This is a genomic window from Pseudomonas sp. GM79 (genome assembly GCF_000282495.1).
Lineage (GTDB): Bacteria > Pseudomonadota > Gammaproteobacteria > Pseudomonadales > Pseudomonadaceae > Aquipseudomonas.
On sequence record NZ_AKJE01000111.1, the window covers coordinates 37,906 to 60,629 of the forward strand.

General features: G+C 56.6%; 32 protein-coding genes and 1 tRNA gene. 26 read left to right on the forward strand and 7 right to left on the reverse strand.

The genetic code is table 11. The features are described 5' to 3' along the window. A complete protein-coding gene (locus PMI36_RS02645) occupies positions 1-216 on the reverse strand; it encodes a transcriptional regulator (RefSeq protein WP_008075803.1) in 216 nt (71 codons plus the stop codon). Positions 217-304: 88 nt separating this feature from the next. Here PMI36_RS02645 and PMI36_RS02640 point away from each other — a divergent pair, with 88 nt between their 5' ends. The 20 genes from PMI36_RS02640 (at position 305) to PMI36_RS02555 (ending at position 11,808) form a co-directional block, all read left to right on the forward strand. Beyond that, positions 305-961, forward strand: coding sequence for a helix-turn-helix domain-containing protein (locus PMI36_RS02640; RefSeq protein ID WP_032830743.1), 657 nt, complete (start codon positions 305-307; stop codon positions 959-961). 275 nt (positions 962-1,236) lie between these two features. After that, a complete protein-coding gene (locus PMI36_RS02635; RefSeq protein WP_008075805.1) occupies positions 1,237-1,425 on the forward strand; it encodes a hypothetical protein in 189 nt (62 codons plus the stop codon). A gap of 157 nt (positions 1,426-1,582) precedes the next feature. Next, positions 1,583-1,894, forward strand: a complete 312-nt coding sequence (locus PMI36_RS02630; protein ID WP_008075806.1) for a hypothetical protein — start codon at positions 1,583-1,585, stop codon at positions 1,892-1,894. A 38-nt stretch (positions 1,895-1,932) separates the two neighbouring features. Further along, positions 1,933-2,166 carry a hypothetical protein gene (locus tag PMI36_RS02625; protein WP_008075808.1) on the forward strand — a complete coding sequence of 78 codons (234 nt, stop codon included), beginning with the start codon at positions 1,933-1,935 and terminating at the stop codon, positions 2,164-2,166. A gap of 7 nt (positions 2,167-2,173) precedes the next feature. Continuing rightward, positions 2,174-2,401 (forward strand): hypothetical protein, encoded by a 228-nt coding sequence (locus PMI36_RS02620; RefSeq protein WP_008075816.1) that lies wholly within the window; start codon positions 2,174-2,176, stop codon positions 2,399-2,401. A 65-nt stretch (positions 2,402-2,466) separates the two neighbouring features. Then, on the forward strand, positions 2,467-2,979 hold the full coding sequence (locus PMI36_RS0129995; protein ID WP_008075817.1) for a hypothetical protein: 513 nt from the start codon (positions 2,467-2,469) through the stop codon (positions 2,977-2,979). Continuing rightward, complete coding sequence (locus PMI36_RS02615; protein ID WP_008075818.1) at positions 2,972-3,739, forward strand: DUF1828 domain-containing protein; 768 nt, start codon at positions 2,972-2,974, stop codon at positions 3,737-3,739. Before PMI36_RS0129995 ends, PMI36_RS02615 begins: the two co-directional genes overlap by 8 nt. Positions 3,740-4,350: 611 nt before the next feature. Beyond that, complete coding sequence (locus PMI36_RS31080; RefSeq protein WP_008075822.1) at positions 4,351-4,602, forward strand: DUF1654 domain-containing protein; 252 nt, start codon at positions 4,351-4,353, stop codon at positions 4,600-4,602. A gap of 434 nt (positions 4,603-5,036) precedes the next feature. Further along, positions 5,037-5,801, forward strand: a complete 765-nt coding sequence (locus PMI36_RS02605) for a hypothetical protein (protein ID WP_008075823.1) — start codon at positions 5,037-5,039, stop codon at positions 5,799-5,801. Between the two features lie 621 nt (positions 5,802-6,422). Continuing rightward, a complete protein-coding gene (locus tag PMI36_RS02600) occupies positions 6,423-6,605 on the forward strand; it encodes a hypothetical protein (protein ID WP_008075824.1) in 183 nt (60 codons plus the stop codon). Positions 6,606-6,727: 122 nt separating this feature from the next. After that, positions 6,728-6,979: a hypothetical protein gene (locus tag PMI36_RS0130000; RefSeq protein WP_008075825.1), complete on the forward strand. Its 252-nt coding sequence runs from the start codon at positions 6,728-6,730 to the stop codon at positions 6,977-6,979. Positions 6,980-7,000: 21 nt separating this feature from the next. Next, a complete protein-coding gene (locus PMI36_RS02595) occupies positions 7,001-7,249 on the forward strand; it encodes a hypothetical protein (RefSeq protein ID WP_008075827.1) in 249 nt (82 codons plus the stop codon). Continuing rightward, a complete protein-coding gene (locus tag PMI36_RS02590) occupies positions 7,246-7,479 on the forward strand; it encodes a hypothetical protein (protein WP_008075829.1) in 234 nt (77 codons plus the stop codon). The genes PMI36_RS02595 and PMI36_RS02590 overlap by 4 nt, the downstream gene beginning before the upstream one ends. After that, positions 7,476-7,670, forward strand: coding sequence for a hypothetical protein (locus PMI36_RS02585; RefSeq protein ID WP_008075831.1), 195 nt, complete (start codon positions 7,476-7,478; stop codon positions 7,668-7,670). The genes PMI36_RS02590 and PMI36_RS02585 overlap by 4 nt, the downstream gene beginning before the upstream one ends. Before the next feature lie 155 nt (positions 7,671-7,825). Next, a complete protein-coding gene (locus PMI36_RS02580; protein ID WP_008075836.1) occupies positions 7,826-8,947 on the forward strand; it encodes a hypothetical protein in 1,122 nt (373 codons plus the stop codon). A gap of 53 nt (positions 8,948-9,000) precedes the next feature. Beyond that, on the forward strand, positions 9,001-9,990 hold the full coding sequence (locus PMI36_RS02575; RefSeq protein WP_008075838.1) for a RecT family recombinase: 990 nt from the start codon (positions 9,001-9,003) through the stop codon (positions 9,988-9,990). Beyond that, positions 9,990-10,652 (forward strand): lambda exonuclease family protein, encoded by a 663-nt coding sequence (locus tag PMI36_RS02570; RefSeq protein ID WP_032830727.1) that lies wholly within the window; start codon positions 9,990-9,992, stop codon positions 10,650-10,652. The genes PMI36_RS02575 and PMI36_RS02570 overlap by 1 nt, the downstream gene beginning before the upstream one ends. Before the next feature lie 2 nt (positions 10,653-10,654). After that, positions 10,655-10,897 (forward strand): hypothetical protein, encoded by a 243-nt coding sequence (locus tag PMI36_RS02565; RefSeq protein WP_008075847.1) that lies wholly within the window; start codon positions 10,655-10,657, stop codon positions 10,895-10,897. Further along, positions 10,894-11,355 carry a hypothetical protein gene (locus PMI36_RS02560; protein ID WP_008075848.1) on the forward strand — a complete coding sequence of 154 codons (462 nt, stop codon included), beginning with the start codon at positions 10,894-10,896 and terminating at the stop codon, positions 11,353-11,355. Before PMI36_RS02565 ends, PMI36_RS02560 begins: the two co-directional genes overlap by 4 nt. 81 nt (positions 11,356-11,436) lie before the next feature. Beyond that, positions 11,437-11,808, forward strand: a complete 372-nt coding sequence (locus PMI36_RS02555) for a hypothetical protein (RefSeq protein ID WP_008075850.1) — start codon at positions 11,437-11,439, stop codon at positions 11,806-11,808. Here the strand turns inward: PMI36_RS02555 and PMI36_RS31085 are convergent. Continuing rightward, positions 11,777-12,457, reverse strand: a complete 681-nt coding sequence (locus tag PMI36_RS31085; RefSeq protein ID WP_008075852.1) for a DUF4145 domain-containing protein — start codon at positions 12,455-12,457, stop codon at positions 11,777-11,779. The two genes, PMI36_RS02555 and PMI36_RS31085, sit on opposite strands and share 32 nt — an antisense overlap. A gap of 109 nt (positions 12,458-12,566) precedes the next feature. On the opposite strand from PMI36_RS31085, the gene PMI36_RS02550 reads away from it, so the two are divergent. The 6 genes from PMI36_RS02550 (at position 12,567) to PMI36_RS02530 (ending at position 18,405) form a co-directional block, all read left to right on the forward strand. Continuing rightward, positions 12,567-12,890 carry a hypothetical protein gene (locus PMI36_RS02550; protein WP_008075860.1) on the forward strand — a complete coding sequence of 108 codons (324 nt, stop codon included), beginning with the start codon at positions 12,567-12,569 and terminating at the stop codon, positions 12,888-12,890. 68 nt (positions 12,891-12,958) lie between these two features. Continuing rightward, the gene (locus PMI36_RS02545) at positions 12,959-15,016 is read left to right on the forward strand and encodes a DNA cytosine methyltransferase (RefSeq protein ID WP_008075861.1); all 2,058 of its coding nucleotides are present in this window, start codon (positions 12,959-12,961) and stop codon (positions 15,014-15,016) included. Between the two features lie 397 nt (positions 15,017-15,413). After that, positions 15,414-15,746: a hypothetical protein gene (locus tag PMI36_RS02540; RefSeq protein WP_008075862.1), complete on the forward strand. Its 333-nt coding sequence runs from the start codon at positions 15,414-15,416 to the stop codon at positions 15,744-15,746. Next, positions 15,743-16,666, forward strand: a complete 924-nt coding sequence (locus tag PMI36_RS02535) for a morphogenetic protein (protein ID WP_202949520.1) — start codon at positions 15,743-15,745, stop codon at positions 16,664-16,666. The genes PMI36_RS02540 and PMI36_RS02535 overlap by 4 nt, the downstream gene beginning before the upstream one ends. Positions 16,667-16,936: 270 nt before the next feature. Next, positions 16,937-17,338, forward strand: a complete 402-nt coding sequence (locus PMI36_RS32185; protein WP_238543605.1) for a hypothetical protein — start codon at positions 16,937-16,939, stop codon at positions 17,336-17,338. Next, a complete protein-coding gene (locus PMI36_RS02530; protein WP_238543607.1) occupies positions 17,224-18,405 on the forward strand; it encodes a tyrosine-type recombinase/integrase in 1,182 nt (393 codons plus the stop codon). The genes PMI36_RS32185 and PMI36_RS02530 overlap by 115 nt, the downstream gene beginning before the upstream one ends. Positions 18,406-18,474: 69 nt before the next feature. Here the strand turns inward: PMI36_RS02530 and PMI36_RS02525 are convergent. The 5 genes from PMI36_RS02525 to pheS all read right to left on the reverse strand — a co-directional run bounded on the left by PMI36_RS02525 (position 18,475) and on the right by pheS (position 22,705). Next, positions 18,475-18,551: transfer RNA gene (locus PMI36_RS02525), tRNA-Pro, on the reverse strand. A gap of 89 nt (positions 18,552-18,640) precedes the next feature. Next, on the reverse strand, positions 18,641-18,997 hold the full coding sequence (locus tag PMI36_RS02520; protein WP_003179985.1) for a MerR family transcriptional regulator: 357 nt from the start codon (positions 18,995-18,997) through the stop codon (positions 18,641-18,643). Continuing rightward, complete coding sequence (gene ihfA / locus PMI36_RS02515; protein WP_002553164.1) at positions 18,978-19,280, reverse strand: integration host factor subunit alpha; 303 nt, start codon at positions 19,278-19,280, stop codon at positions 18,978-18,980. The genes PMI36_RS02520 and ihfA overlap by 20 nt, the downstream gene beginning before the upstream one ends. 3 nt (positions 19,281-19,283) lie before the next feature. Then, positions 19,284-21,662 (reverse strand): phenylalanine--tRNA ligase subunit beta, encoded by a 2,379-nt coding sequence (gene pheT / locus PMI36_RS02510; protein WP_008075865.1) that lies wholly within the window; start codon positions 21,660-21,662, stop codon positions 19,284-19,286. A 26-nt stretch (positions 21,663-21,688) separates the two neighbouring features. After that, on the reverse strand, positions 21,689-22,705 hold the full coding sequence (gene pheS, locus PMI36_RS02505; RefSeq protein ID WP_007905876.1) for a phenylalanine--tRNA ligase subunit alpha: 1,017 nt from the start codon (positions 22,703-22,705) through the stop codon (positions 21,689-21,691). Between the last annotated feature and the right edge of the window lie 19 nt (positions 22,706-22,724).

Here is a 22,724-nt window from a genome sequence, read left to right on the forward strand (position 1 = left end):
TTAGGCGGCGGATTTACGAGTTGGCTGATGGCGAGAACAGAGCTCGCGAGCGGTGATTTCACCGCCTGTAAGCTCCTCCGCCTTGAATGCCTTCTCTGCGCTCATCAAGTAAATGCCAGACACCCAGTACGAAACCGCAGCTTGAGATACGCCGAGAGCCAGAGCTGTTTTGGTTTGCCCGCCGAAGTGGTCGACGAGCCTTTCGATGGGGGTCATTTGAGATCCCTCCTGATAAGCCTGCTTATATCCTAAATAGAAGGACACTTATTTGCAAGCCGATAAGGGAACTTATAAATTCCAGCTGATGAGCACACTCGCCGAAAGAATCAAATCCGCACGAATTCACGCCAAGCTGACGCAGAAGGCTCTCGCTCTTAAGGCGGGGGTTGAGCAGCCGGTGATCTCGCAGTTGGAAACTGGAAAGAACCTCCAAAGCGCGCACCTGCCGAAAATTGCGCATGCGTGCGGCGTGAGCGCCATTTGGCTATCTGAGAATATTGGTCAGATGATCAATTCAGCGGCGGCCGAGTCGAACGTGGGCGAATCCCGTCAGCCCGTTGAGTCCTACCGCTACCCGGTAATCAGCTGGGTAGCCGCCGGCGCCTGGGCTGAGGCCGTGGAGCCCTACCCGGCCGGCTTCTCGGATCGCTATGAGTTTTCCGAGTACGACTCAAAAGGTGCCGCGTTTTGGCTTGAGGTCAAAGGCGACTCGATGACTTCACCGGTTGGGCAAAGCATTACCGAAGGGACTCTAATTCTGGTAGACACGGAAGCAGAGGCTGCTCCCGGGAAGCTAGTTATCGCCAAGCTGCCGGATAGCAACGAAGCGACCTTCAAGAAGCTGGTAAATGACGGCGGCAAGCTATTCCTGAAGCCGTTAAACCCGTCATGGCGAATTGAGCCTTTCACCGAAGACTGCCGAATCGTAGGGGTTGTGGTTCGGGCGCTTCAGAAGTTTTAAATAGACGGCTAGGTGAGCCGATCCATGGGGGTATTCGTGTGCATGCACATCTTTATGGGTAAGAAACGCAGTGAAATCTGTCTCGCCCGGCATGCTGAAGGCGGAAAGGATAGTGCAAGGCAAGGCTGAGTGGATGCTGTAGCGCGGGCCTACAAATGCACGCCTACAACGTTTAAAGGTTAACGCCGTTAACTGTTCTCCGGAGAACCATTAAAGGTACGGCGGATCACCCTGAGTACGGGAATCCCTGCCGATCTGGAACGAGGGCTGACGGCATGGCGCACTCACTTCAATACCAGATAACCGAATCAGTTCGCGTCGTTGAGATCGAGATTGGGAAACTGCTCGATTTGGCAGCAATGCTGAAAGACGATGGAAACGATGCCCTGGCGACGGCTGTCTCGAACCAGGCGAATAAGCTGCTTGAGGCTGCTGTAGCGCTGAGAATCGCGATGGCAGGCTGACTGCTTATGCTGCCGGATCGTCGGCGTTGTGGTTTGGGTACTTCAGAAGTTTTAAGCCAGCAAATCACGATCCTGAATTACGTGTTTTGGCGCGAAGAGTGATTGCGCACAGAGCCGATGAAAACCGCCCCCTTGAAAACGAAGGAAAGGAACTCCGATGAAAAAGCTAATGGTCACAGGGTTGCTCGCGTTGATCGCCGTTGCGATTTACACGCAAATTACGCTCTTCGTGATCCCTCCCATCGGGGCCGTTCCGGAAGGGCGTACAGTCGTCATGCTAAGGCTCAATAAGACCAATTTCATCGATAGCCCTGATGCCATGTGCGACCGTATGCAGGGTGGAGTCAGCTTGCTGTGCAGAGGAATGACCATGGCCGCTGTCGTAGAAAAAACCAAAATCATCGCAAGGCTTCCCTACTCGGACTGGCTCTATCTTCAGTCTACGGATGGAAAGCGATTCAACCGCTGAGTCATTCTCTTATGTCGACGATGTGATGGGAGGCTTCCATGGGACTCAATAAACCAGAGCAAGACCTGAAGCGAGACCTCCAGGGTGTCGCCTCTGATTTGAAGTGGTCAGCGGTGGAGCTAAAGCGTATTGCTGAGCGACTCAGCCTGGCCGGCAATGAGATCGATGCCCAGGCCATCCATCACCTGATCACTATTTTCAAGGCTGGCGAAGCAAGACTTAATGCTCGATCGGTGGAAATATCCGCCAAAAATCCTGAGTCGATAGCCTGAGGTCAGCATGTCCCTCACCAAGCCCAGCCAAGAGCTGCGCCGCGAACTCAAGGCCCTAGGGCTTGATATCGAGCAAGCTGCAGACGAAGTGCTCAGAATCACCAAGGACTGCCGTGATGTCGAGGTGGCAGCCGTCCTGAAGCTGATTGCGAAGCTCTACGAGGATGCGGATCGGGTTGCGGCGCTGGCGGATGAGGTGAAGGCGGGAAGGATTGTGCGGGGCAAGGCTGAATAGGTGACGGGCACTACACATTCGAAAGAATGTATTGCCGAAAATAAGGATTCAAGGAGGATTCTGCAGTGATTGCCACGCTAACAGATGAAAAAATTACGAATCTGCTTACATGCCAGAAGACCATCGCCAACCCTGGCGCACGGTGGAAAGACTACCCAGGATGCAAGCAAAAGAATTACGAAGTCACCTCAGATGACGGCGCTGATTTCGAAATTTATTTGCGCCAAAACAAAAAGATACCGCACAGCTTTTCTTGCGGCATTTTGTTGAGGCTGCCCAATGGAGATGCAGTAACCTTGGCACGCTACAACGGGAGCTGTCATGCGCACTCCAACCCTCTTGAGGGCGGCGAAAAGGTAGACTTCACACCGCACATTCACCGGGCTACTGAGCGATACATTCGAGTCGGCAGGAAACCTGAGCATTACGCAGTTGCATCTGATGCCTACACTGATCTCGAAGGAGCATTTGATGCCCTTCTGTTAGACTGCAATGTGTCAGGGTTGGGCCGACCTAATACGAAGCACCCGGATGTCGGGACCTGGCAGCAAACCACTTTAGGCTTCTTCGATGAGTGACCTGGCAGACATTCGCAAATCTCTATGCTCCGCGTTCTGCGACGATGTCGCCGTGCGCGCCTGCGGGGAAATGATTGCCGTCGCGCTTCCAATGGTCGCGAGAGATGGGGACCAATTCACTGCGTATCTGTCTCGCATCGCTGGCGGCTGGCGCATCTCAGATGCTGGCACCACGATGATGCGGCTCAGCTACGAGAATGACATATCTAAATTTTACTCCGGCTCAAGGGCCAAGCTATATCAGAGCATTTTGTCAGAATCAGGACTGGCCGAAGATGAAGGTGAAATATACCTTGAAGTCCCTGCTGACAAGATGGTCAGAGGACTTTTCGACATAACTCAAGGTCTGTCTCGCATCGAAGATATGGCGCTGTGGTCGTGGTCCAGAGTCGGATCTACTTTCTATGACGACCTACGCGAGGCGATCAAATCCACTCTACCTGCCGGATCGTATGAAGAGGGGTATATTCCAGACATCCCTGATGGCCCAGCATACATGGTCGACTACAAGATTCACTCCGAGGGGCGCCCCGTCTACCTGTTCGGAGTAAATGGCAAAGATAAGGCTCGCATCACAACGATTACTCTTCTGCATCTGAAGCAAGTGGGCGAGCCTTTCACCTCGATCATTGTTTGCAGTGATTTCACAGGACTTCCTAAGCAGGACAGCGTCCGACTGCTTAAGGCTGCAAATGACTTCGTACCAGATATTACCGACCTAGACACATTCAGAGAGAAGGTGAGGCATCACCTTCGATAGCCCGGCTCAGCACAGGGCTTTTCGTATCTGCCTGTCATGCCTTCGTCACACCTACCAAGCACAATGCAGTCAGCCAAAGGGATTTGGCCACGTGCATAAAGAGCCCGGCCTAGCGCCGGGCTTTTTCGTTCTACCCTACCCTGGCCCGCCCATGCACTCTGCGGTGCTGGCAAGCAATGCCCCCGCCTGCTGGACAAGCTTTATCCACTCGTCGCTGGTGATAAGGTCGGCGCGTTGCATAGCGTCAGCCCGCCTCAACAGACCGAAGTACTTAACCTCTGCGTCCATTTGGCTTCCGGCCAGTGTGAATAGCTCGCGCCAAGCTGTCATGGCCAGTCTTCGCTGTGCCTCTCTCATTGGAGCCCCTAGTGGTGATCTATGGGTCAGGTTACAGGGCCGTTCAGTATGATGGCACTCTGGGCGACCAATGGTGGCCGTGCGCCATGAACGAATAAAAGAATCTGAATAGAGCCCGCCAAGCGCGGGCTTTTTTGTGCCTGGAGAAAAGCTCGCAAGCCCCCGGCTACCGAAACAAATAGGCCAATGTTTCTTGCCAAAATATGGCAGGAACAATACTGTACATGCATACAGTTATAGCAAGGAGCTTTTCCATGTCAAAAATCGCGTCACCCGCTTCGCATGCCAGAGACTCATATGAATTGGTTGGTCGGCGCATCCAGCGTCTGATAGCCGCGCCAGGCGTTCAGAAGATCCAAGTTGTCACCGTCGCCCGCAACGATGATGAAAGCCCAGAGGCTTGGCGTCAGGTAATCCAAGACATCGAAGAAACGAGCGGCGTGCGCATTGAGCACCTGGACGGCGGCGCCGTCAGGATCGGATGGCGACAGTACTGCGAAGCGTGAAAGGACCCGCCTACGAGCGGGTTTTTTATCGCCTCCGTTAAAATATATAAGCACGCTTATTGACGAATAAAATAAGCGCACTTATATTTCAATCCATCGCAACCCAGTCCCCACATCGGGACCAGCTGCGAAGGGTCGAGAGATCCGCCGCTCTTTAACAGCTCAGGATCCTCGCCATCGACTACCCCGGGTTTCAGCCGGTAAGTGCGAGCAAAAAATAGTTGATGCCAAGCCAGCTCTGGAACTGGCCGTGCTCACCAGATGTGAGTACGCGAAACCACGCAAGCCAGCCGTACCAGCACCGAACACGAAATGTGCGACGACGGCCAGAGATATGAATCCGACGATGCGCGTGGTGGAGACAACAGATTTCACTGGCTGGCCTTGGCGACAGGGCCAGACGGGAAATCAACCGAATAAGCACGGAGCACCTAATGAGCGATAAAACACTTCAACAGCTTCTCGCTGAGCGCGTCACCGCATTCGCATCCAGCGAAAAGCCGGTCGAAATCATCGACGAACACGTTAAGAAGATGTTCGCCAGCGTGATAGACAACTGCTTCGGCCGTTACGGCGACATGGGCAAGCAGGTCGAGGAAGCGATCAAGGCCGCTCTGCCAGCCAATTTGACCGAAATATTTGAGCTGACCCGCTACAACGCCATGATCGCCGCTGCGCTGAAAGAAAAGTGGGAAAACAGCGGCGTCGAGGCTGACATGGTGCGCTTGGCGCAGAAGCAGATCGATGAGGTTCTGAACAAAGACGCGATGCCTGAAGTGATCAGTTTGCAGGCTCTCCTGGAGGCTTTTGTAGAGGACCACAAAGAGTCCGCTGCAGAAGAACACTGGGAGGCCCCCGACATCCGCTTCCAAGCATCCGACTACGGCGGCCTGCACATCTACTTCGATAAGAAACCCAAGGATCACGGGATTACGACCTACTCCAGAAGCTCTGAGCGCAGCGAATACCTGCTCGACAACGCGATCCACATCAGCTTCGACCGCCACGGGAAAGACCGAGACGAAAAGGGTCTCGAGGTCGGATCGGTGTACGCCGCGAAGATCGACAACGAGAAGATCAGCCAAACCCTGAAATTCCGTTCTGAGTTCGAAAAGATGGTCGCCGCACTCTACTTCGGCTCTTCAAAGATCCTCGTCGATTGCGACGAAGACGAGTTCAGCTACGGCATTTACGACTGAGCATCGCCTCTGCCCATTCAATGAGTGGGCAGAAGGATGTGGATGAAAGCGGACGTGGCCTTGGACCAGCGGGAGCTGAGGCATTCAACAAATAGACGTAGCGGCCTTATTCGGCCATCTGCATCCCGAGCACCTGGTACTCCCCAGCACCAGGCCGCATCGGAGAGTGATCGAAGCGTGCCCAAGCGGGCTGCAGCGCTAGGATCGCAAAGCCCCGGAAATGTCCTGAGCCGGTATGAGCGAGACGGCCAACACTATAAACGCGGCGGGAAACAAGCAGGGGTTGCGCCCTGGTGTTTCGATCACTCTCCGATGCGGACGAAACTGCGGCCTATAACCGCCCACCTGCATCGCAACCAACTACCGAGGAATGCTCGGCAGTTGCCCTTCGTTACGGAGGTTTTGCCATGAAGTAGCTGAACGATTCACCCGCGTGGCACAGCAAGCCTGAAGGCTGCGCCCAACACCCATACAGGCAGCGGACAGTAGGCCGTCGATGCTACCGCGCATCGGCCGGGTTTCCGGTAGGCCACCCCAGCGCACGAAGACAACTTGATGCTGCAAACCCAGGCCGTCGCCAGTCGCGGGCCTGGGCCCCGCATCCCATATCGGAGCCGACACATGGAAAAGCTTCAAGTCCAAATGGACAAAGGCTGGGCATACGTCTTTTGCTTCATCGGGAAGAAATTGGAAACGACTGACAATCGCGACCACGCCCTTCCGCGCAAATGCCCGGAACTTGCGGGCAGGATCCTCGAGGAGTTCGAAAGGGACTTCCCCGAAGAGAAATTCCGGCTGGCCTGATCGGGCCGGCTGCACCCTCCTCCCGACACCACCCGCATGCACTCCCCTCCGCGCCCAACGGCAACCAGCGGAACGGATGAGTGCAGCCGAGTTTTGTTGGATCAACCACAGAGGTATTTGCGATGCGCCCAGTAATGACTCGAATCGGCAATTCCTGCTCCGGCTTCAAGAGCGCTGGTAAAGCGCTGTTTCATCACTGGGGTGTAGACACGATTGAAGCTGATACCGGCTTTGGAAACTACACCGTGGCGATCGTCGAGTATCCGGACGGCCGTGTCGACATCTTTCCCCCGGCGAACATTTTGTTCCTCGATGTGCAGGACCAGGGTCAGGCGGTCATCGACAACTTCATCGGCGAAGCGAAAGTCGCTTAACCCGCCACTCTGGAGGCGACCATGGCAACCAGCTATGCAGACGGTGCACAAGCCCGAGAGTGGGATAGGCGCTACGACGCTTGGGGTCGCGAGAAGAAAGCGAAGCCCGACGAGTTCCACGACTATGAAGCCTCCGAACAGATGCGCACTCAGGCGCTGGCTGATCGTGCCGTTCGCGCAATCGAAGAGCGCAAAAGCCTGAGGCGGCGCATTACCGCAACCATGGCTCAAATGGAAATGGTGTGTCCGCCAAAAGGAGGCGCAGCGTGAGCACTCAACAACGCGACCACGATACGGCGGTCACCTGGATCGAAGGTGAGATAGACAACATGATCCGCGACCTCGGCAAGCCAAACGCCAGTTCAGCTGCGACATCAGTAATCACGTTGGCATACCTGCTGCGCGTGATCGACGACGCCGAGCAGCGCCACTACCGGGCGCGCATCGATCAGATCTACTCCTCCTATAACGAGTCGAACAAGCAGGGAGCAGCAGCATGACGACCCCACCGGTTAAATCACTAATCGACGAGCAGCTCGACGAGATCGAATCGAAGCTGGTCCTGCTGGGTTTCGGCCTGCCATTCAACGAGGTGATTGGCAAGTCTCGCGAAGCTTTGGTCGCCAGCCTGCCACGCCGTCTGGCGGCAACCATGAAAGGCGGCCGGATCGCGGTGAGGGTTCGGCCATGACTTCCTATCAGCGCGCAAAGCGCTTTTGGTTCTGGCGAGGCTCAGCCATCGCCCTACTCTTCTTCACCGCCTGGATGCTGGCAAGCTCCTACTCCGGCCAGCTCACTCAATAACCCACACCTTCAAAGCTGCGCACCGCGCCGCAAGGAACTGTCATGTCCGCAAATACTAAACAAGCACAAGAATCGCTCGAAATGAGCGAAACCGACGACGTACAAAAATCTGTAGTTCCTGCGGTTGCCGTCACCGACATCGCCGAATATCGGCCGCACGAGGAACAGATCGTTCGTCTGGAGACCACTTACGCGAAGCTGGTCGTTGACTGCTCGACCAGCGAAGGTTTGGCGAATGCGAAGGAAGTTCGCGTTGATATCCGCGACGTGCGCTACGCCCTGGCGAACACCACCAAGACGGCGCTCGTTCCATATCAACAGAAAGTCAAAGATGCCCAGGCTCGCGTCAACCAGGTTAAGGAATTCGGCGAGGCCCTGAAGGATCGAGTCTTGGCAATCGAGGCGCCTGTTGACGAAGCAATCAAGGCCGAAGAAAAACGCGTAGCTGACGCCAAAGCCGAGCGCGAGCGTGTCGAGGCTAAACGTGTCGAAGCTATCCGGACGAAGATTACCCGCTTTAGTTCTGTCGCTGCTGCATATGCAAGCCGCAGCGCTGCTGATGTCGCAAGCGTCCTGCAAAGCGTCAAGGAGTCGGTGATTCTGCCCGAAGAATATGCTGAGTTCGAAGCTGAAGGCACCATCGCTCGCGACAACGCTATTGAGCAGCTTGAAACGCTACACAGGTCTGCCGTTGAACGAGAAGAGGCTGCCGCCAAGCTGCTGGCCCAACAGAAAGAACTTGATGAGCTGCGCGAGAAGCAGCGCATCGCCGATGAGAACGCGGAGAAGGAACGCCAACGGATCGCAGCAGAAGATCGCCAGCGCATTGCAGATCAGCAAGCAGAATTGAACCGGCAGCGCGAGCAACTGCAGCGCGATCAAGACGCTCAGCGCCTAAAGGACGAGCAGAACCAACGCGACCAGGAAGAACTGGCTCGCCTGCGCGCACAAGCTGCCGCACCGGCACCACTAACTGCCGTGACTCCGGCTCTGGTTGCAGAGAAGGTTGAAATCGCCCCCATCTGCACACATGCGGTCGCCTCTGAATCGGACGATGTGACCACGACCGCGCCATCGGTTGACGACATTGTCGAGGTGGTAGCCCTAGGCTTCGACGTGGACCTCGGCACTGCTCGCGCTTGGCTTCAAGCCATCCGTTTCTAACCACCCTTTCCATCTAAAGGTCGACTCACTCCTTGTCGGCCACGGAGAGCGCAATGAACGATTCAGACACCCAAGCACCAACCGGCCTCGCCACGTACCACGATCCATCGCACAACGCAGCAGCGCTCATTCTCGATCCAGGCACCATGAAGTCGATGAGCGACCTCGCGCTGATGATGTCGAAGGGCGTGACAACAGTCCCCAAGCATCTGAAGGGCAATCAAGCTGACTGCATGGCGGTAGTGCTACAAGCAATGCAGTGGCAGATGAACCCTTTCGCTGTTGCGCAGAAGACGTTCATCGTCAACGGCGGCGCCCTGAGCTACGAGGCGCAGCTCGTCAACGCAGTGATCACCGCCAAGGCACCAGTCAAGGGTCGCCTGAACTTCGAGTGGTTCGGCAGCTGGGAAAACGTCATCGGGAAGATGCGCGAAGTCACCAGCAAGACCAAGAAGGACGAGGACACTGGCGAGTTCAAAAAGTACCGGGTTCCGGGCTGGAGCTTTGACGATGAGAAAGGTCTCGGGATTAAAGTTTGGGCAACCTTCAAAGGCGAAGACGAGCCGCGCGTTCTGGAGCTACTGCTCACCCAGGTCCGCACGCGGAACTCTACGCTTTGGGCGGAAGACCCCAAGCAGCAGATTGCCTACCTGGTGACAAAAAAATGGGCGCGACTCTTCTGCCCTGACGTCATCCTCGGCGTCTATACGCCCGACGAGTTCGAAGACTCGTACGGCGGCGAAATCGATATCACCCCTGTGAAGCAGGCGGCAAACACTGCGGCCGCTGCTGGTGTGTCGTTCGGCCCGAAATCCCCATCGCCGGAAATCGACGGAGTATTTGCAGACCTTTTGGTCGTAGCGAAGCGTCAGGACATCGAAGCCTATGCGACAGCCTGGGCAGGTCTCAAACCTAAGCAGCGCGCAGCAATCGGCCTTGAATGCCATGAAGCGCTAAAGGCCATGGCGGCAACTGTTGATGGCGACTTCACCGAAATAACTGGCACCAACGACGACCTGTCTCAGGCCGAGGAAGCAGCGTAGTGAGAACGGAACTTCAGGGCACTGAAAAGTGGCAAGCAGACCGATCTGGCCGAGTGACAGCCAGCCGGTTTAAAGATGTGCTTGCCTGGGGGAAGCCTGACAAGAATGGGAAGCGCGAGCCTATGGGTGCGCGCACCTCATACATGCGCGAACTGTGCTTCGAGCGACTGGCAAAGAAGTCCAAGCACAACGTCAGTAGTGCTTCCATGAAGTGGGGTCACACCGAAGAACAGAAGGCTCAGGACGCCTACGAGATGCTGACCGGCAACATCGTCATACCGTCAGAGTTCATCGTCCACCCGAAGTACGACTGGCTCGGCTGCTCGCCAGACGGCCTGATCAACGATGACGGGGGCACCGAGTCGAAGTGTCCATTCAACGAGGCGATACACGTCAGGACTTGGCTCGAAGGAATGCCGGAGGAACACATGCCGCAGGTCCAAGGCTGCATGTTCGTTACGGGCCGGAAATGGTGGGACTTTCTTTCGTTCGATTCTCGCCAAGATGAAGAGTGTCAGCTCTACATCGAGACGATTCACCGCGACGAAGACTACATCGCCAACCTGCACAAAGAGCTGGTCCAGTTCAACCTGGAACTGAATCGCATGGTTGATGAGGTCGCGGACAAGGCCAGGGCGCAGGCCCATCGCTTAGGAGCTTGATCATGATCAGCAACCTTAAATACGACATCGAGTTCCGGCGCGAGAAAGCGCGGGAGCTTTCCAGCCAAGTCGAACAGCACTTAGCCGCGGGCGGGTGCTTCTCCAGATCGGAGCCCGCTCAAATCAATCCACCACCGGCTGAGCGCTCCACAAAAATCGATCCTGAAACGGTACTCAAGCGTCGCCGCCCGGCCATCACTGCGGCTGAGCGCAAGGCGCTGCGGAAACTCGCGGAGGCATTATGAGCAAGCGGAAGCCCAACAACGGCTTCGCCCGCGCTGAACGCAGCTGTCGGGCGCTGCTCCGAACCAACCACGTTGCGGTCGTAAACATCGATCCGAGCGGCGCGCAGATCATGGCGAACTGGAAAAGCTGCCGGCAGATCCGGAGTTTGGCGATTGCCAACGCCCTCTTCGACTTCTCCTACCGCTGGACGATCTACATCGGCGCCATGTGTCGAGACGAGCGCGGCGTCGAGTACGTCAAGTCGGTGGAGATATCGCCGGAGGGCATCTACAAAGTGGAGCGCCTGACAGATGCCATCGAGCATTACTACCTGGAACTGCGAAACAGCTGCAACCTGAATCACCTGGTTGCGTCTGGATGGATCGCAGTTCCCGCAGAGGTATCGCTTGAAGAGGCGCAGGCCGCGAAGTTGTTTTATGCGGCCGGTATCTGGCATCAGGTGAAGGTCGCCGCATGAGACGAATCAGCAACCAGGTGCGCCAGCGCCGCCGACAGACCTGGCTGGACTTGCCGGCCAGCGGAATTGAAGAGGTAGGTCATGGCCGAAGAACAGGAGCTGACGGCGGAAGCCAAGAAGCAACGCAGGAAGCGCGAGAAGGCAGCAGCGAGGGACGCCGCATTGGGCGTCGAGAAGTTTACAGTTGAAGTGGCTGGCGTGTTCAAGCCTTACCTCAAGCGGGTCATGGCCGCACACGGCATCAACAACCAGCAAGACATTCACCAGCGCCTGCTGATCAACCTGATCGCTGCGGACTTCGAAACCCAGGCTTGGATGCTGCGGAATGTCACGACACCTTATGAGATTCCGGAAAAGGTGTCGCGAGCATTTTACGAGAAGAGCATGGCCGAAATCATGGCGGACCCAAGTGACATGATCATTACACCTGATCCTTCACAGGGAAAACTGTAGCGGCCATTTTAGGATGGATATAAACGCTATCTAGCAAATTATCCACAACATCCATTGCCAAGCTGAGTTGATCTGATGAGCTAGGCCGCGCCTCGTGCGCAGAATCGTTGCCCATTGAGCGAAGCTTATGGAGGATCTCACATCCTGCGGGAGTTAAAACTCCCATTCGAACGAGATCATCGATCTTTTTGTATAAGTTCCCTCCCTCGGCGCTCTTATCTTTGCAAATCATCTCGATAAGAACCCGCACACCAAGACCCGCCAATATCTTCTGTCCGCCATTCAGAGCCTGTATGAGTTCTTCATAGGCTGCACGTACCAGAGGCGGCAGAAAAAATATTCCTTTTAATTTAAACCTACCTGCCGTTCTACTTGGGTAAACATCCACAGTGAAGTCATGAACATTTTCATCAGACTCATGATCGTAATAATACGTTTCGGAATCTGAATATTCTTTACGAAAAGAAAGCTCATCACAATTCAAACATTGAACTATTTCGTACTCAGTTATTGCGGTTTCGTGATCATGCTCATCGGTTCTTCTCACGGACTTTATAACAGCGTGCTTTTGATCAATTTTACACACCTCACAAATTAAACGGACGGTTGCCCCGTTAGTATTGTCGTGAGTGTAAGTTCTTCCGTGCATTATTTTTTCCCCGGCGAAACCGGCCCCATGCCGGTCCCCCGTAATACCCCAATCCAAACCAAATTGCCACCACCGGTCACGGAGGGCGGCGCCTGACTGGAGAAAGTCAATGGGTCTCCCTGTCTCAGCTCTCACCGATGAAGAGCTCATTCATTACGCTGGAATCGACGAAGACGCCCAGGCTGAGATGGCGAGGAGGTCGATATCGTTTCGAGGGACCTATCTCAGCGAGATAGAAACGCTGAAGCAAGAAGTCGCCGGACTTGAAGAGCAGCTGGAGGAAGCGGCAGAAGAAGGATCGGCGGCCGACGACATGCAGGAATGCATTCAGCGAGTTCACGACCTCTTAAAGGACCACGGCGATATGACTGCCGGCGAGGCAGCCGAAGCTATCGACTCCGCGCTTGCTGAAATCTCAGATTTTGTTCGCTAACAGCCCCATGCCGGGCCGAACACAAATACCCCACTTCAACGAATCACGCCAGCCGGCGAGGATCTCCTATGGCCGCACAACAGAAGAAACACCCCTTCGATTTCAAAACTCAATACGGACTCGGCTTCAGCACTCAGGATGATGAGATCGTTGTCGACTTCTTCTGCGGTGGTGGTGGTGCCGGTACCGGGTTGGAAATGGGCCTGGGCCGCGCGGTGAATGTTGCAAAGAACCACAGCCCTCAGGCGATCAGCATGCACACCGTCAACCACCCAGGCGCTGTGCACTACACCACCGATGTGTTCGAGGGTGATCCGGATACCGAGTGCGGGGGCAAGGCCGTTGGCTGGTTCCACATGTCGCCGGACTGCACGCACCACAGCCAGGCCGCCGGCGGACAGCCGCGCAAGCGTGAGATTCGCAACCTGTCGTGGATCGGCCTGAAGTGGGCCGGCAAGAAGAAGCCCCGCGTCATCAGCCTGGAGAACGTGAAGCAGATCCTCCAGTGGGGGCCGCTGATAGCCAAACGCTGCAAGACTACCGGCCGGGTCGTGAAACTGGGCGGCGGTGTTGCCGCAACTGGCGAGGTCGTCCCGGTCAGCCAGCAGTTTCTGGTGCCCGACCCGGCACGCCGCGGCCAGACATGGTCCGTGTTCGTCGCCGAGCTGCAGCGTCTGGGTTACGCCGTTGAATGGCGAGTGATCAAGGCCTGCGACTTCGGTGCGCCGACCAGCCGGGAGCGGCTGTTCATGATCGCCCGCTGCGATGGTCAGCCGATTGTCTGGCCTGAGCCAACCCACGCGAAGAACCCATCCAATGGACAGAAAAAATGGCGCACCGCCGCCGAGTGCATCGACTGGACGATTCCGAACAAAAGCATTTTCGACCGGCTCAAGCCGCTGGCACCCGCCACCCTGCGCCGAATCGCCAAGGGCATGAAGAAGTTCGTCATTGATGCCGCTGACCCGTTCATCGTACCGATCGCGAACTGGTCCGGTGAAAGCGTCCAGTCAGCACACGATCCGTTGCGGACCGTTACGTCTTGGCCACGCGGTGGTTCGTTCGCCATGGCCAGCCCGATCATCGCGCCAGCCACGCATCAGGGCAGTGATCGCGTAAACGATCCGGCGGAGCCACTGCCGACAGTCACAAGCGCCAACCGCGGCGAATTGATGATGATTAGTCCGACCCTGATCCAAACCGGATATGGCGAGCGGGTCGGTCAAGAGCCGCGCGTGCCTGGACTTGATCAGCCGCTGGGTACAGTAGTTGCCGGCGGTGTTAAGCATGCGCTCGCCGCGGCGCACCTAGTGAAGTTCCGGTTTGCAGATGAAGGCAAGGCACTCAACGAGCCCCTGCCAACCATCACCAGCGGCGGCAACTACCAGCGCCCGGCCGGCGCAGCCCACGCAATGGGCATCTCGACGGTGTTCATGGCTCAGATGAACGGCGGCTTCAACACCACCGACGCCAAGAGCATCGACGACCCGATGACCACGGTAACCAACACCGGCAGCCAGCAGCAGCTGGTGACGGCGAACCTAGTACATCTGCGTGGCAACTGCGATGCACGGGACACCAATGATCCGCTGCACACCATTAGCGCCGGCGGCACTCACCACGGACTGGTCACTGCCTTCATGGAACGCCAGTTCGGCGCCAGCGTTGGCCAGGCCGTTGATGAGCCAGCACCGACCATCACGGCGGGTGGCGGTGGCAAAAGCTCGCTGGTCGAGTTTCAGCTCTCGCCAGAGGTTGAAGCCGGCGCGCTGCGGGTCGCGGCATTCCTGATCAGCTATTACGGCACCGAGAACGTGAGCGGCGCCGGCGAACCAGCACCGACCATCACCACCAAGGACCGTCTTGGCTTAGTCACTGTGACGATCAAAGGCACGCCGTACGTGATTATCGACATCTGCTTGCGGATGCTGCAACCAGTCGAACTGTACAAGGCTCAGGGCTTCCCCGCCGACTACATCATCAGCCATGGCGCCGACGGCAAGCCATTCACCAAAACCCAACAGGTGCACATGTGCGGTAACAGCGTCAGCCCGCCGCCTATGGCAGCACTGGCGCGTGCCAACGACCCGTGGCGCGCAGCGGTCGCGGTTCATCAGGCAGCATAAATTTTATAGAAACCCGACGAACGGTCGAAGAATACCCCCAGAAAAGGGGCACTGCCTTCCCACTATTAATACATGTGAATCATTTCTAGATTCATATCAACGTGAGTAGGTGCTGTCTCTATGAGTAAAAAATGTGAGTGCTGCAAAACCGTTTCAGACCGGGAAAAAAGGGAGCACTTCTGTGCTGGAATCTTCTTTTCCGTCGTTGTGGCTGGCTTCTTCTATTACTGGGGGTACTGGCATTTCTAAATCGAGCGCTGTGACAAGCGCGTGATGTACACAAGCCGATGGCTGCACCAACGCAGCCATCGGCTACCTCAATACACAAGCAACACCATTCCTTTTGCTCACTCCCTCCCCCTTCAAAGTCAGCCGCTATAGCGGCAAAGGAACAGTCATGCTTGAAGAAACTGTTTTGATCGAGCCTCTACCGGTCCATCGCGATGCGAACGGTTGGTGGTCGCACCCTGAATACCTCTCGGAGTTCGACGACGAAATTACCGAAGAGCAGTTCAGCGACTGGTGCAAGCGCCACCAGGTGGAAACGAAGATCACCTACATGGAGGGCGACGTGCCCGTCGAGGTGTTCGACGCCTACATGGATGACGGCCAGGTTAACTGCTCGGCATGGGCAATTCAGCACCCCGCTGAACCTGGTTGGTTCATCCTGTCAATTCACGACGCCGAGGACGGCCCTGTTTGCATCTGGGGCCGGCGGGTGTCGCCATGACCAAAAAATTGCACCTCACAATCAGCTCAGGCTCGAACATGGACGGTGAGTGGTCCGCATTGTCGGCCTGTAGCCTCAACGAAGATTCAGATGCCGAATGGAATGGCACCAGTGACCGCGAGAAGGTCACCTGCAAGCGCTGTCTGGCGCAGATGGCCAAGCCGCCAAAGCCTTCAACATTCGGCATCCCCAAAGAGCGCCCTATCCTGTTCAATGGGCCAATGGTGAGCGGAATCCTTTCTGGAAATAAAACAGTCACTCGCCGGCTGGTTGGTGAAAAACAAATACCGCGCAGAACAGATGCAGGGCATTACACCGCTGAGGCACAGCCCGGTCGGTATGGCTTCAATGTTTCAGGTTCCACCGAACATGCGTGCGCCGAGGAGCTGGCGCTCTATGGGCTTTGCCCTTTCGGAAAGCGCGGCGATCGGCTGTGGGTGCGCGAGACCTTCGCCCTGCTCGGCAATGAAGATGGCGTCTGCGTCGACTGGAACGACAACCTGCAAAAAGGTGATGAGCAGTCCGCAGCCAAGATTTACAGGGCGAGCTGCACTCAGGGTGATTACGGCCTTTGGGAAGTTCCCGACACAGCAGCCTGGAAGCCAAAGACAGACGGCCTTTTGCATGAGGGTGCCTGGCGCCCGAGCATCCACATGCCCCGCTGGGCGAGCCGCATCCTGCTGGAGATCACCGACGTTCGGGTGGAGCGCCTTTGGGATATCGACGACAAGCAGTCACTCGCCGAAGGTATCTACTCGAACCCAGAGGTAAATGACATGTACACCGCCGACGGCGACCACCACACAAGCAAGCGCGGCGGTGCTCGATCGGCATTCATACACCTGTGGGAATCGACTGGTGGAGACTGGAACGGCAACCCCTGGGTCTGGGCGATATCATTCAAGAAGGTGGCGCCATGATAGCCCTCGCCTGGTTCGCCTACGTGTACTGCTACAAGGGGCCACGGTGATGGGATCAGACTTGTTTCTTCCCCTTCGCCCATCCGCACACCATTAAAACCAAGCCTGGAATCCACAATCCAGGCGCGGTAATGACAAAACCACATACAGCCAGCGGTAGCCCTGTCAGAAACAATGGATTTCGAAACGCCTTTTCCATAGCAGCCTCTCCCTAAGAATTTTTTTATTAAACCACAACGCCTGCCGGCGAACGGCGGGCGAGGAATCTCTATGTCAAATCGAAGCGCGGCCCAGGTCACGCCCATACTCCCGCGCTTCATTCGCGCCGGCGAGGCTTACGGCTACCTCGGCATGTGCCGGGATGAATTCAACAAAACGGTACGGCCCAATGTCCGGGAATTCCCGATCGGGAAACAGGGTATCGGCTTCGACCGGATCGAGCTCGACCAGTGGGCAGACAGCTACATCGAATCCATGGCAATTGAAAAAGCGGCCAGTCAGGACAACAATCAGCCCCGCAGTGGGCGCCAAGGAGTTAATAAATGGCGCGAAAAACCATGTCCGGCCTCTACGAGAGGAACGGCATTTGGCACATCGACAAAGTCGTCCGAGGTCAGCGACTTCAAGAAAGCACTGGAACAAGCGAGAGGGAAGAAGCGGAGCAGTACCTGATTCACCGATTGGAAAAGCTCAGGCAGGAACAAGTATACGGCGTGCGCCAGGTGCGAACTTGGCGCGAGGCCGCCACCAAGTTTCTGGTCGAGTTCAAGGATCAGCCGTCAATTGCCCTGTCCGCTTCCCACATTGAACAGCTGGATCCGTACATCGGCGACTTGCCAATCACGCACATTGATGACGGGACGCTTTCTGCCTTCAAGCGGGATCGGCAAAAACCCACCAAGACGGCGACCGGAAAGGAGAAGCCGGGCGTTTCGAACAGGACGGTGAACATCGCCCTGCAGCGAGTTGTCAGGATATTGAACCTGTGTCACAGGAAGTGGCGAGATGCAGAAAAGCGGCCGTGGCTTGATAGCGTGCCGATGATCTCGATGCTGGAGGAAAAGCGGTCGAGCAGGAAGCCCTATCCATTGTCCTGGGAAGAGCAATCCATCCTGTTCGCGGAAATCCCTGATCACCTGCTGAGGATGGCCCTCTACAAAGTGAACACAGGATGCCGGGAGCAGGAAGTTTGCAAATTGCGGTGGGAATGGGAGATACGGGTGTCGGAGCTGGAAACGAGCGTGTTTCTGATTCCGCCAGGGTTTGGCGGTCGGCATGACAAGGCGGGAGTGAAAAACGGCGATGAAAGGCTGGTGGTGCTGAACAGGGTAGCGATGTCAGTGATTGACGGTCAGCGCGGCCTGCATCCCGATTTGGTTTTCCCGTATGGGCAACCAGATCAGTTTGGACCGACAGCGATTCACCGGATGAATGACACGGCCTGGAAGAAGGCCAGGATACGAGCGGCGGCGAAGTGGGAAAAGGAGCATAAGTCGCCAGCGCACCCTGGATTCCGCTCGATCAGGGTTCATGACCTGAAGCACACCTTTGGCAGAAGACTGCGTGCTGCGGGCATTACCGAAGAGGATCGAAAGGCATTACTTGGGCACAAGCACGGTAGCATTACGAGCCACTATTCTACTGCAGAGCTTGGGCATTTGATTGACGCGGCAAACAAAGTGTCAGCCACCGATTCGCGAGGACCGGCACTGACCATCTTGAGGAGGAAAACGGGATGATCCCCCGCAAAAGTCCCTACGCGTAAAAAAGCCGAACTGGCTAGAGTTCGGCTAAGTTACTGAATTATATGGTCGGGACGGAGTGATTCGAACACTCGACCCCTAGCACCCCATGCTAGTGCGCTACCGGACTGCGCTACGCCCCGACTAGGCGTTGAATCTGTCCCTCATCTCGAGGAACGCTCAAGAATATATCGCAAGCTTTTGAAAACTGGAAGTATTTAAAAGCAGGAATTTATTTCTTGAGAACCACCAGAACATCTTCAAGCTCGGCGATCATCTGGCGGATCATTTGTTTGTATTGGGTGGTGTCGTCTTTGGCTTCATCGCCGGACAAACGCAAGCGTGCGCCGCCGATGGTAAACCCCTGATCGTAAAGAAGCGCGCGGATCTGCCGGATCATCAGCACGTCCTGGCGCTGATAATACCGGCGGTTTCCGCGGCGTTTGACGGGGTTGAGTTGAGGAAACTCCTGCTCCCAGTAGCGCAGCACGTGCGGTTTTACGGCACATAGCTCGCTGACTTCACCAATGGTGAAGTAGCGTTTGCCCGGGATGACGGGTAGCTCGTCGTTATGACTTGGTTCCAGCATAAGCCTCAACTCGGGCCTTCAACTTCTGCCCTGGACGAAAGGTGACCACACGGCGAGCCGTGATCGGGATTTCTTCTCCCGTTTTCGGATTGCGGCCAGGCCGCTGGCGTTTGTCCCGAAGGTCAAAATTGCCGAAACCGGACAATTTGACTTGTTCGTTGTCTTCAAGAGCGTGCCTGATTTCTTCAAAAAACAGTTCGACCAATTCCTTGGCCTCCCGCTTGTTCAGGCCCAGCTCTTCATACAGACGTTCCGCCATCTCAGCTTTCGTCAAAGCCCCCATACGTCACTTCCTTAACGTGGCGTTCAACCTTTGTTCGAGCGAGGTGAGGATGTTTTGCGTCGTGGTATTCACCTCATCGTCATTAAGAGTGCGCGATGGATGCTGCCAGGTCAAGCCAACTGCAAGGCTTTTTCTATGCGGATCAATGCCTTTACCCTGATACACGTCAAATAGCCTGAGGTCTGTCAGCCATTCACCTGCATTTTCACGGATTACGTCCAGTACGGCAGTGGCCGCAACGTCTTTGTCCGCCAGCAGTGCAAGGTCACGACGCACTTCAGGAAAGCGCGATAACTCCTGGAATTTAGGCATTTTGCCCAACGCCACTTCGGCCAGAACCAGCTCGAATACGAAGACCGGACGGTCGAGACCGAGGGTTTTCGACAATTCAGGGTGGATCGCGCCAACAAAACCTACCAAACGGCCTTCACGTTCGATGCGCGCGGTTTGACCCGGGTGCAATGCTGGGTGTTTGCCCGGCACGAAAGTGAACGAATCCAGTGCGCCGGCGAAGCCCAGTACCGCTTCCACATCGGCTTTGACGTCGAAGAAATCCACGACATCGCGACCTTGTGCCCAGCCTTCCGGCAGACGACTACCGCAAACAACACCCGCCAGCATCGGCTCTTGCTTCAAGCCTTCCAGCTGACCGACGAAGCGCAGGCCGCTTTCGAACAGACGGACGCGATCCTGCTGACGGTTCAGGTTGTGCTGAAGCGCCTTGACCAGACCAGGCCACAGGGACGAACGCATGGCAGCCATGTCGTTGGAAATCGGGTTAGCCAGCAGCAGCGGCTCGACACCCGGATTAAACAACTCGAATTGTTTCGGATCGATGAAGCTGTAAGTGATCGCTTCCTGGTAACCACGGGCCACCAGCAAACGACGCAGTTCAGGCAGATCGCTACGCGCTTCGGCCTTGGCTTGCGGCGCCAGACGGGCTTGCGGGTAGCGAACCGGCAGACGGTTGTAACCGTACAGACGGGCCAGCTCTTCGATCAGGTCGACTTCCAGGCTGATATCGAAACGGAAGCTTGGCACTTCTACGCGCCACTGCCCTGCCCCATCGGCGGTAATGGTCAGGCCCAAAGCGCTGAGCAGACGCTCGACTTCGGCCGAATCCATTTCCATGCCCAGCATCTGGGTGATGCGCTGGGCACGCAGGGTGATCGGCGCGATCGACGGCAGGTGCTGCTCGCTGACGGTTTCGATGATCGGACCGGCTTCGCCACCGGTGATTTCCAGCAGCAGGCCAGTGGCGCGCTCCATGGCTTCACGGGCCAGCTTCCAGTCCACGCCACGCTCGTAGCGGTGCGAGGCATCGGTGTGCAGGCCGTAGGAACGAGCCTTGCCAGCGACGGCAATCTGGTCGAAGAACGCGCTTTCCAGGAATACATCACGAGTAGTCGCGGACACACCGCTGTGCTCGCCACCCATCACGCCAGCAATGGCCAGCGCGCGAGCGTGGTCGGCGATCACCAGCGTATCGCTACGCAGGCTGACTTCCTGACCATCAAGCAGAACCAGCTTCTCGCCTTCTTCGGCCATGCGTACGCGGATGCCGCCATTGATTTCGGCGAGATCAAACGCGTGCAGCGGCTGACCCAGTTCCAGCATCACGTAGTTGGTGATGTCGACGGCGGCGTCGATGCTGCGCACGTCGGCACGACGCAGACGCTCGACCATCCACAGTGGTGTAGGCTTGGACAGGTCGACGTTACGGATCACGCGACCCAGGTAGCGCGGGCACGCGGCCGGCGCCAGCACTTCAATCGAACGCACTTCATCGTGCACCGCTGGAACGCTGGCAATCGTCGGGCGTACGACGTTGGCAGCGTAAAGCGCGCCGACTTCGCGAGCCAGACCGGCCAGGGACAGGCAGTCGCCGCGGTTCGGGGTCAGGTCGACCTCGATGCTGGCGTCATCCAGGCTCAGATACTCACGAATGTCCTGACCGACCGGCGCATCGGCCGGCAATTCCATCAGGCCATCGTTGCCTTCGCCAATCTGCAGCTCAGCCTGGGAGCACAGCATGCCGTTGGATTCAACGCCACGCAGCTTGGCCTTCTTGATCTTGAAGTCGCCTGGCAGTTCGGCACCGATCATGGCGAACGGGATCTTCAGGCCCGGGCGCACGTTTGGTGCACCGCACACGACCTGGAAAGTCTCCGAGCCATTGCTGACCTGGCAAACGCGCAACTTGTCGGCGTCCGGGTGTTGCTCGGTGCTCAGCACCTCGCCCACCACCACACCACTGAATTCACCGGCGGCCGGCGTAACGCTATCGACCTCAAGACCGGCCATCGACAGACGAGCAACCAGCTCGTCGCGACTTACCTGCGGGCTTACCCAGCCACGCAGCCATTGTTCACTGAATTTCATCCTGCTCTCCTAAGAATTCGTTACGACTAGCGAAATTGCGCGAGGAACCGCAAGTCGTTGTCGAAGAACAGACGCAAATCGTTCACGCCGTAACGCAGCATGGCCAGACGCTCAACGCCCATGCCGAAGGCAAAGCCCGAAAACTCCTCCGGGTCGATCCCGGACATGCGCAGCACGTTCGGGTGAACCATGCCGCAGCCCATGACTTCCAGCCAGCCAGTCTGCTTGCAGACACGGCAACCTTTACCGCTGCACATCACGCATTCCATGTCGACTTCAGCGGATGGCTCGGTGAACGGGAAGTACGAAGGACGGAAACGCACGGCCAGTTCTTTTTCGAAGAACACGCGCAGGAACTCTTCGATGGTGCCTTTCAGGTCGGCGAAATTGATATCGCGATCGACCAGCAGGCCTTCGACCTGGTGGAACATCGGGGAGTGAGTGATATCGGAGTCGCTACGGTACACACGGCCTGGGCAGACGATGCGGATCGGCGGCTGTTTCGATTCCATGGTGCGGACCTGTACCGGCGAGGTATGGGTGCGCAGCAACATGTTGGCATTGAAATAGAAGGTGTCATGCATCGACCGGGCCGGGTGATGGCCTGGGATGTTGAGCGCTTCGAAGTTGTGATAGTCGTCTTCGACCTCAGGGCCTTCGGCAATGCCGTAGCCGATGTGGGTGAAGAACTGTTCGATACGTTCCAGAGTGCGCGTAACCGGATGCAGACCACCGGAGGTCTGACCGCGGCCAGGCAGGGTCACGTCAATGGACTCGGCGGACAGTTTGGCAGCCAGGTCGGCCTCTTCAAACAGTGCCTTGCGGGCATTGAGAACCTCTGTGACACGCTCCTTGGCAACGTTGATCAGCGCGCCGACTTGCGGGCGCTCTTCTGCCGGCAAATTCCCCAGGGTCTTCATCACCTGAGTCAATTCGCCCTTTTTGCCAAGGTAGTGAACCCGGATTTGCTCCAGGGCATTGATATCTTCAGCGCTTTGCACAGCCTCTAGTGCTTGAGAGACGAGCGCATCCAGGTTTTCCATGTACAGACTCCAGATACAA

Coding starts and splice junctions, on each gene's coding strand:
- PMI36_RS02645 (WP_008075803.1), bottom strand. CDS start 216: ATGACCCCCATCGAAAGGCTCGTCGACCACTTCGGCGGGCAAACCAAA.
- PMI36_RS02640 (WP_032830743.1), top strand. CDS start 305: ATGAGCACACTCGCCGAAAGAATCAAATCCGCACGAATTCACGCCAAG.
- PMI36_RS02635 (WP_008075805.1), top strand. CDS start 1,237: ATGGCGCACTCACTTCAATACCAGATAACCGAATCAGTTCGCGTCGTT.
- PMI36_RS02630 (WP_008075806.1), top strand. CDS start 1,583: ATGAAAAAGCTAATGGTCACAGGGTTGCTCGCGTTGATCGCCGTTGCG.
- PMI36_RS02625 (WP_008075808.1), top strand. CDS start 1,933: ATGGGACTCAATAAACCAGAGCAAGACCTGAAGCGAGACCTCCAGGGT.
- PMI36_RS02620 (WP_008075816.1), top strand. CDS start 2,174: ATGTCCCTCACCAAGCCCAGCCAAGAGCTGCGCCGCGAACTCAAGGCC.
- PMI36_RS02615 (WP_008075818.1), top strand. CDS start 2,972: ATGAGTGACCTGGCAGACATTCGCAAATCTCTATGCTCCGCGTTCTGC.
- PMI36_RS31080 (WP_008075822.1), top strand. CDS start 4,351: ATGTCAAAAATCGCGTCACCCGCTTCGCATGCCAGAGACTCATATGAA.
- PMI36_RS02605 (WP_008075823.1), top strand. CDS start 5,037: ATGAGCGATAAAACACTTCAACAGCTTCTCGCTGAGCGCGTCACCGCA.
- PMI36_RS02600 (WP_008075824.1), top strand. CDS start 6,423: ATGGAAAAGCTTCAAGTCCAAATGGACAAAGGCTGGGCATACGTCTTT.
- PMI36_RS0130000 (WP_008075825.1), top strand. CDS start 6,728: ATGCGCCCAGTAATGACTCGAATCGGCAATTCCTGCTCCGGCTTCAAG.
- PMI36_RS02595 (WP_008075827.1), top strand. CDS start 7,001: ATGGCAACCAGCTATGCAGACGGTGCACAAGCCCGAGAGTGGGATAGG.
- PMI36_RS02585 (WP_008075831.1), top strand. CDS start 7,476: ATGACGACCCCACCGGTTAAATCACTAATCGACGAGCAGCTCGACGAG.
- PMI36_RS02580 (WP_008075836.1), top strand. CDS start 7,826: ATGTCCGCAAATACTAAACAAGCACAAGAATCGCTCGAAATGAGCGAA.
- PMI36_RS02575 (WP_008075838.1), top strand. CDS start 9,001: ATGAACGATTCAGACACCCAAGCACCAACCGGCCTCGCCACGTACCAC.
- PMI36_RS02565 (WP_008075847.1), top strand. CDS start 10,655: ATGATCAGCAACCTTAAATACGACATCGAGTTCCGGCGCGAGAAAGCG.
- PMI36_RS02560 (WP_008075848.1), top strand. CDS start 10,894: ATGAGCAAGCGGAAGCCCAACAACGGCTTCGCCCGCGCTGAACGCAGC.
- PMI36_RS02555 (WP_008075850.1), top strand. CDS start 11,437: ATGGCCGAAGAACAGGAGCTGACGGCGGAAGCCAAGAAGCAACGCAGG.
- PMI36_RS31085 (WP_008075852.1), bottom strand. CDS start 12,457: ATGCACGGAAGAACTTACACTCACGACAATACTAACGGGGCAACCGTC.
- PMI36_RS02550 (WP_008075860.1), top strand. CDS start 12,567: ATGGGTCTCCCTGTCTCAGCTCTCACCGATGAAGAGCTCATTCATTAC.
- PMI36_RS02545 (WP_008075861.1), top strand. CDS start 12,959: ATGGCCGCACAACAGAAGAAACACCCCTTCGATTTCAAAACTCAATAC.
- PMI36_RS02540 (WP_008075862.1), top strand. CDS start 15,414: ATGCTTGAAGAAACTGTTTTGATCGAGCCTCTACCGGTCCATCGCGAT.
- PMI36_RS02535 (WP_202949520.1), top strand. CDS start 15,743: ATGACCAAAAAATTGCACCTCACAATCAGCTCAGGCTCGAACATGGAC.
- PMI36_RS32185 (WP_238543605.1), top strand. CDS start 16,937: ATGTCAAATCGAAGCGCGGCCCAGGTCACGCCCATACTCCCGCGCTTC.
- PMI36_RS02530 (WP_238543607.1), top strand. CDS start 17,224: ATGTCCGGCCTCTACGAGAGGAACGGCATTTGGCACATCGACAAAGTC.
- PMI36_RS02520 (WP_003179985.1), bottom strand. CDS start 18,997: ATGCTGGAACCAAGTCATAACGACGAGCTACCCGTCATCCCGGGCAAA.
- ihfA (WP_002553164.1), bottom strand. CDS start 19,280: ATGGGGGCTTTGACGAAAGCTGAGATGGCGGAACGTCTGTATGAAGAG.
- pheT (WP_008075865.1), bottom strand. CDS start 21,662: ATGAAATTCAGTGAACAATGGCTGCGTGGCTGGGTAAGCCCGCAGGTA.
- pheS (WP_007905876.1), bottom strand. CDS start 22,705: ATGGAAAACCTGGATGCGCTCGTCTCTCAAGCACTAGAGGCTGTGCAA.